We start from the raw sequence: 7630 nt of genomic DNA on the forward strand, positions 1-7630 counted from the left end.
GTCGCTCGGGCGGCGGGAGATGAAGGAGCCGCGGAAGGACGGGATGGCGCAGAAGGTGCAGCGCCGGTCGCAGCCGGAGGCCAGCTTCACCGAGGCGACGGGGCTGCCGTCGAGCCGGCGCCGCAGCGGCGCGCGCGGGCCGGAGGCCGGGGCGAGTCCCTGCGGGAGATCCGAGGGGGCGCCGTGGCCGGGCAGTGCCACGTCGGAGACCGTCTGTCGCTCGGCGGGGCTGATCGGCAGCAGCTTGCGCCGGTCGCGGGGCGTGTGCGCGGCGTGGATGCCGCCGTTCAGGATGGTCTGCAGTCGGTCGGAGATGTCCGTGTAGTCGTCGAAGCCGAGCACGCCGTCTGCCTCGGGGAGGGCCTCGGCGAGTTCCTTGCCGTACCGCTCGGCCATGCAGCCCACCGCCACGACGGCCTGGGTTCTGCCGTGTCCCTTGAGGTCGTTGGCCTCCAAGAGGGCGTCGACCGAGTCCTTCTTGGCGGCGTCGACGAAGCCGCAGGTGTTCACGACGGCGACGTCCGCGTCCCCGGCGTCCTCGACCAGCTCCCAGCCGTCCGCCTCCAAGCGGCCTGCGAGCTCCTCCGAGTCCACCTCGTTACGGGCGCAGCCAAGGGTGACAAGTGCGACGGTACGGCGTTCAGGCATGGGCTCAAGACTACTTCGTCCCACGGACACCCCACGTCGACGGGGTTGGCCGATCTTGGCCAACCCCGTACGCACCGCGCCCCCGCAAGGACCGTCTATCCGGCCTGCGGGTCGCCCTTCGTGTACGTCAGCCGCTCCACGGCGCCGGGCTGGAAGTCGTCGTCGATCTTCTTGCCGTTCACATAGAGCTGGATGGCGCCCGCGTCGCCGAGCACCAGGTTGATCTTGGAGCTGTCCTGGAAGGTCTTGGACTGGCCCTGCTTGAGCAGACCGTCGAACAGGAGCCGGCCGTTGTGGTCCTTGGCGGAGATCCAGCTGCGGCCGTCGGTGGCGCTGACCTGGACGGTGACCTTGTCACGGGGGGCGGCCGCGATGGCGCTCTCGGTGGGGTCGGGCTTGGGGTCGGTGGGCTTGGGCGCGTCGGCCGACGGCGAGGCGGTCTTGCCGTCGGAGGGCTTGGCGCCTTCCGCGACCGGCGCCTTGGAGCCGTCCTCGGTCTCACCCTTGAACAGGGTGAACCCGACGAAGCCGATCACGGCGACGATGGCCGCGACCATCGCCGCGGTCCAGTTGGGCCCCCGCCGCTCGGGACGGATGCGCTCGGCCTCGAACAGCGGCGCCGCCGGCGTCGGCGCCGGACTCCCGCCGCGCTCGGCGTCGTACTGCTCGAGGAGGGGGGCCGGATCCAGGTGGACGTACTTGGCCAGGGTCCTGATGTGCCCGCGCGCGTAGACGTCGCCGCCGCAGGGCGCGAAGTCGTCCGCCTCGATGGCGTGCACGATGCCGATGCGGACCCGGGTGGCGGTACTGACGTCATCGACGGTCAGCCCTGCGGCGATACGCGCCTGCTGCAGGGCACGGCCGATGGAGGGGCGGGCTTCCTCGGAAACGTCTTCGAACGGACGCTCGTCTTCAGGGGAGTTGCCGATGGACACGGGGGCGCCTTTCGAGCGTGTAGCCACCTGTGCTGGAGGTTCAGTCTAGGGGGGGTGCAAAAGGGTGGGGCAACCCGACGGAGGGACTTTGTACGCCATCCGAATGGCCTGACGTCCCGGTGACGGGGGTGGTGCTTGACGAATGATGGGGCGGGTGCTTGTCGCTTCCCTCAACTTGACGTGCGACGCGGGGAAACGGTTGCTCAATGATCCCTTACGGGTGAGTCACGATCGAACAACCTTGTGCGGCGAGCCGACGAGCGTGACCCGCTTGCCTACCCTTCAGACTCCCCACGGATGACGGCGAGCACGCCATCCAGCTCATCGGGTTTCACAAGAACATCACGCGCCTTGGACCCCTCACTCGGCCCGACGATGTTCCGGGACTCCATCAGGTCCATCAGCCGCCCGGCCTTGGCGAAGCCGACACGCAGCTTGCGCTGGAGCATCGAGGTCGACCCGAACTGCGTGGAGACGACCAGCTCGGCCGCCTGGCACAGCAGGTCGAGGTCGTCGCCGATGTCCTCGTCGATCTCCTTCTTCTGCTTGGTGCCGACGGTGACGTCCTCGCGGAAGACGGGTGCCATCTGGTCCTTGCAGTGCTGGACGACGACCGCGACCTCCTCCTCGGTCACGAACGCGCCCTGCATACGCGTCGGCTTGTTCGCGCCCATCGGCAGGAACAGCCCGTCGCCCTTGCCGATCAGCTTCTCGGCGCCGGGCTGGTCGAGGATGACGCGCGAGTCCGCCAGCGACGAGGTGGCGAAGGCCAGCCGCGAGGGCACGTTCGCCTTGATCAGACCGGTGACGACGTCCACGGACGGCCGCTGCGTCGCCAGCACCAGGTGGATGCCGGCCGCGCGCGCGAGCTGCGTGATGCGCACGATCGAGTCCTCGACGTCCCGCGGCGCCACCATCATCAGGTCGGCGAGCTCGTCGACGATCACCAGCAGATAGGGGTACGGCTGGAGCTCCCGCTCGCTGCCCTCGGGCGGTTTGACCTTGCCCTCCCGCACGGCCCGGTTGAAGTCGTCGATGTGCCGGTAGCCGTACGCCGCCAGGTCGTCGTAACGGAGGTCCATCTCCCGTACGACCCACTGGAGCGCCTCGGCGGCCCGCTTCGGGTTGGTGATGATCGGCGTGATCAGGTGCGGGATGCCCTCGTAGGCGGTCAGCTCGACGCGCTTGGGGTCGACGAGGATCATCCGGACGTCCTCCGGGGTCGCCCGCATCATGATCGAGGTGATCAGGCAGTTGATGCAGGACGACTTGCCGGAACCGGTGGCTCCGGCGACCAGGATGTGCGGCATCTTCGCGAGCGAGTGCATGACGTACCCGCCCTCGACGTCCTTGCCGAACGCCACCAGCATGGGGTCGTCGTCCTCGGCGGACTCCGCGAGCCGCAGCACGTCGCCGAGGTTGACCATCTCGCGGTCGGTGTTCGGGATCTCGATGCCGACCGCGGACTTGCCCGGGATGGGGCTGATGATCCGCACGTCGGGGCTGGCGACGGCGTACGCGATGTTCTTGGTGAGCGCGGTGATCCGCTCGACCTTCACGGCGGGACCGAGCTCGACCTCGTAGCGCGTCACCGTCGGCCCGCGCGTGAAGCCGGTGACGGCCGCGTCGACCTTGAACTCGGTGAAGACGGTCGTCAGCGAGGCCACCACGGCGTCGTTGGCGGCGCTGCGCGCCTTGCCGGGGCCCCCGCGCGTGAGGAGGTCGAGCTTCGGCAGGGCGTAGGTGATGTCGCCGGACAGCTGGAGCTGCTCCGCGCGGGGCGGCAGGTCGCGGGTCTGTGCGGGTGCCGACTTGGTGAGGTCGGGGACCCCGGTCCCGATCTTCTCCTGCTGGGGGCGCGCGGCGGGCACCGGCGTCGGGGTCGGGGTGGTCTCCGCGCGGTCGCCCACGCTGACGCCCTGGGTGAGGTCGGCGACGATCGGCGAGGGCGGCATGCCGTGCAGCACGGCGCCGTCGAGCGCGGCGGCGGCGGCCGCGGCGACGTCCACGGCGTCCCGCTGCCGCTCTCCCTCGGGCTGCGGCACGGACGAGCGCCTGGGGCGGCCGCGACGCCGGGAGAGCGCCTCCTGCTCGGCACCGTCGGGGTCGTAGGCCTGCGGGGACTGCCCGCGTCCGCGGGGTCGCGCGGGGATCGCCTCGCGCCACTGTTCGTCGTAGCGCTCGTCGTCGTCGTAGTACTCGTCCTCGTCGGCCTCGGCGTCACGGACGACACCGAGCTTCACACCGAGCAGCCGCAGCCGCTGCGGGACGGCGTTGACGGGCGTGGCCGTGACGACCAGCAGCCCGAAGATCGTGAGCAGCACCAGCAGCGGTACGGCGAGCACCTCGCCCAGGGCGTACGTCAGCGGGGTCGCCGTGCCCCAGCCGATCAGGCCGCCGGCGTCCCGTATGGGCTGCATGCCGGAGCTGCGCGCTGGTGAGCCGCAGGCGATGTGGACCTGGCCGAGCACGCCGATGAGCAGCGCGGACAGGCCGATGACGATGCGGCCGTTGGCCTCGGGCTGCTCGGGGTGGCGGATGAAGCGCACGGCGACGACCGCGAGCAGGATCGGCGTGAGCAGGTCCAGTCGGCCGAAGGCACCGGTGACCAGTATCTCGACGAGGTCGCCGACGGGGCCGCGCAGGTTGGACCAGGTACCCGCGGCGACGATCAGCGCGAGCGCGAGAAGCAGCAGCGCGACGCCGTCCTTGCGGTGGGCGGGGTCGAGGTTCCTGGCGCCCTGCCCTATGCCGCGGAAGACGGCTCCCACGGCGTGCGCGAGACCGAGCCAGACCGCGCGGACGAGCCGGTAGACGCCCCCGGTCGGGCTCGGCGCCGGCTTGGGCGCGGCTTTCTTCGCCGGAGCCTTCCTGGCGGGCGCCTTCTTCGCGGGGGGCTTTTTCGCAGCGGCCTTCTTCGCCGGAGCCTTCGCGGAAGCGGCAGCCTTCTTGGCGGGCTGCTTCTTGGCTGCGGAGGGACGTGAGGCCATAGGTGTGAGGTTACCGGTGGAGACGACAGCGGACACGTGCGCCTACTGCTTCACCCGTTCGTGTCGCCCTTGCGCAGGCGTTGAACTGACGTGGGCTCACGAGCAGCAGCCTTGTGGAAGCCCACGGTGGGGCGGCGCCGTGAACTCGGGTGTGCAGGCAAGCAACTCGGCCCGGCCCGCCGTCAGTTCGGCGACGGTACCGAGGGAGGCCCGCCGGTGCCCGGCTCCAGCGCGTCCAGCGCCCGCCGCAATCCCGTGAGCTTGCGCTCCAGATGGGCGGCCGTGGCCACCGCCGCCGCGTCGGCTGCCTCGTCGTCGAGCTGCTTGGAGAGCGCCTCGGCCTGCTCCTCGACGGCCGCGAGGCGTGCCGACAGCTCGGCGAGCAGCCCGGCGGACTCCTTGCCGCCGACCGCGCCCTTGCCGCCGCCCTCCAACTGGAGCCGCAGCAGCGCGGCCTGCTCGCGCAGCTGGCAGTTCTTCATGTAGAGCTCGACGAAGACGGAGACCTTCGCACGCAGCACCCACGGGTCGAACGGCTTGGAGATGTAGTCCACCGCGCCCGCCGCGTAGCCCCGGAAGGTGTGATGAGGGCCGTGGTTGATCGCGGTGAGGAAGATGATCGGGATGTCCCGGGTCCGCTCGCGCCGCTTGATGTGCGCGGCGGTTTCGAAACCGTCCATTCCCGGCATCTGGACGTCCAGCAGAATGACCGCGAAGTCGTCCGTGAGCAGTGCTTTGAGCGCTTCCTCCCCGGACGATGCCCGCACCAGCGTCTGATCGAGCGCAGAGAGGATCGCCTCCAGCGCCAGCAGATTCTCCGGCCGGTCATCGACCAGGAGGATCTTGGCCTTCTGCACCATGGCCCGCCCTCCTCGCCCCGGCAGTGCACCGGGCGCCGCCCCGTGGGACGACTCCGTTGCGCCGCCCATCCTCGTGCCGGTCATCGTAGCCGCACCCCGCTTGTCGCCACACCCTGTCACCGCGATGTCACTGTGCACGTAGCAGAAACGCAGCAGGGGACCAGAAGGTTCCCCGAATCCCGCGCTCGTACACGGCTACGCGCACTCTGAGTCAGCAACTCCCCATCGACATCCACCGTTCATTCGCCCTGCATCCACTGCTCCATCACCGCCAGCAGGTGATCGGGATCGACCGGCTTCGTCACATAGTCTGACGCACCCGACTCGATCGCCTTCTCCCGGTCGCCCTTCATCGCCTTCGCCGTCAGCGCGATGATCGGCAGCCCGGCGAACTGCGGCATCCGGCGAATCGCCGTCGTCGTCGCATAGCCGTCCATCTCGGGCATCATGATGTCCATCAGGACGACCGCAACGTCGTCGTGCTGTTCCAGCACCTCGATGCCCTCACGGCCGTTCTCGGCGTACAGCACCGACAGCCCGTGCTGTTCCAGGACGCTGGTGAGCGCGAAGACGTTGCGGATGTCGTCGTCGACGATGAGTACCTTCTCACCCACGAACCGGATGCCCACGCGCGGGTGCGGCTCCGGCTCCGCCTCACCGCTCTGCCACGGCTCCTGCGGCAGGGCCCGTCGCTCGGCCAGGGGCGTGCTCCGGCGGCGCCGCCGGAAGAGCGCGGCGGCCCCGTTCTGCGTCTCTCGGTACGACTTCACCTCGGCCGGCGTCTCGACCGCAACCTCGGCCGGCTCGGGCCACTCGGTGAGCTCCGCCACGGGGGTCGCAGGCGGCAGCTGCTGGTAGCCGTGCGGCGGCAGCTCGCTCGGGTGCAGCGGCAGGTACAGCGTGAAGGTGGAACCGCGGCCCGGCTCGCTCTGCGCGTGGATCTCACCGCCGAGCAGCTGCGCGATCTCCCTGGAGATCGACAGGCCGAGGCCCGTACCGCCGTACTTGCGGCTGGTCGTGCCGTCCGCCTGCTTGAACGCCTCGAAGATCACCCGCATCTTGCTCGCCGCGATCCCGATGCCGGTGTCGGTCACCGAGAACGCGATCAGCCCGGCCTCCGGACCGGTCAGCGACCCGGCCTCCAGCAACTGCTCCCGGATCGCCTGCGGCACGTCGTCGCGCGCGGGACGGATGACCAGCTCCACCGAGCCCGAATCGGTGAACTTCACCCCGTTCGACAGCAGGTTGCGCAGCACCTGGAGCAGGCGCTGCTCGTCCGTGTGCAGCGTGGCCGGCAGCTCCGGGGAGACCCGCACGGACAGGTCCAGGCCCTTCTCCGCGGTCAGCGGCCGGAAGGTGGCCTCCACGTAGTCGACGAGCTGGACGAGGGCGATACGCGTCGGGGACACGTCCATCTTGCCCGCCTCGACCTTCGACAGGTCCAGGATGTCGTTGATCAGCTGGAGCAGGTCGGAGCCGGCCCCGTGGATCGTCTCCGCGAACTCGACCTGCTTCGGGGTGAGGTTCCCGTCCGCGTTGTCGGCGAGCAGCTTGGCCAGGATGAGCAGCGAGTTCAGCGGCGTACGCAGCTCGTGCGACATGTTGGCGAGGAACTCGCTCTTGTAGCGCATCGACACCGCGAGCTGCTCGGCGCGCTCCTCCAGGACCTGCCGTGCCTCCTCGATCTCGGTGTTCTTCACCTCGATGTCGCGGTTCTGCTGGGCCAGCAGCTCGGCCTTCTCCTCCAGTTCGGCGTTGGACGCCTGGAGTGCCTTCTGCCGGTTCTCCAACTCCGCCGAGCGCTCACGGAGTTGCTCGGTCAGCTCCTGCGACTGCTTCAGCAGCACCTCCGTCTTGGTGTTGACGGAGATGGTGTTGACGCTGGTCGCGATCATCTCGGCGATCTGGTTGAGGAAGTCCCGCTGGATCTGGGTGAACGGCGTGAACGAAGCCAGCTCGATCACGCCGAGCACCTTGCCCTCGAACAGCACCGGCAGCACGATCACCTGCGCGGGCGGTGCCTCACCGAGCCCGGAGGAGATCTTCAGATAGCCGCTGGGCGCGTTCTCCACGAGAATCGTGCGCTTCTCCTGCGCGGCCGTGCCGACCAGCGCCTCACCGGGCCGGAACGACGTCGGCATGGAACCCATCGAGTAGCCGTACGAGCCGAGCATCCGCAGCTCGTACTGGTCGTCCT

Annotated in this window: 4 protein-coding genes and 1 pseudogene; all 5 read right to left on the reverse strand. The window is 69.5% G+C overall.

The annotated features are described in order from the left end of the window. A pseudogene (locus AB0O67_RS35520) lies at positions 1 to 648 on the reverse strand (30S ribosomal protein S12 methylthiotransferase RimO); the annotation flags it as partial. A 95-nt stretch (positions 649 to 743) separates the two neighbouring features. After that, complete coding sequence (locus AB0O67_RS35525; protein ID WP_365459646.1) at positions 744 to 1583, reverse strand: RodZ domain-containing protein; 840 nt, start codon at positions 1581 to 1583, stop codon at positions 744 to 746. Between the two features lie 275 nt (positions 1584 to 1858). Continuing rightward, positions 1859 to 4573: a DNA translocase FtsK gene (locus AB0O67_RS35530; RefSeq protein ID WP_365459649.1), complete on the reverse strand. Its 2715-nt coding sequence runs from the start codon at positions 4571 to 4573 to the stop codon at positions 1859 to 1861. A 182-nt stretch (positions 4574 to 4755) separates the two neighbouring features. Next, positions 4756 to 5433, reverse strand: a complete 678-nt coding sequence (locus tag AB0O67_RS35535) for a response regulator (protein WP_365459652.1) — start codon at positions 5431 to 5433, stop codon at positions 4756 to 4758. A gap of 239 nt (positions 5434 to 5672) precedes the next feature. Continuing rightward, on the reverse strand, positions 5673 to 7630 hold a 1958-nt coding region (locus AB0O67_RS35540; protein ID WP_365459655.1), incomplete at its 5' end, for a response regulator.

This window comes from Streptomyces sp. NPDC086077 (assembly GCF_040686175.1).
Lineage (GTDB): Bacteria > Actinomycetota > Actinomycetes > Streptomycetales > Streptomycetaceae > Streptomyces.

Excerpts from the sequence above, each read along its gene's own strand:
- AB0O67_RS35530 (WP_365459649.1), bottom strand. The coding sequence starts at position 4,573 with ATGGCCTCACGTCCCTCCGCAGCCAAGAAGCAGCCCGCCAAGAAGGCT.
- AB0O67_RS35535 (WP_365459652.1), bottom strand. The coding sequence starts at position 5,433 with ATGGTGCAGAAGGCCAAGATCCTCCTGGTCGATGACCGGCCGGAGAAT.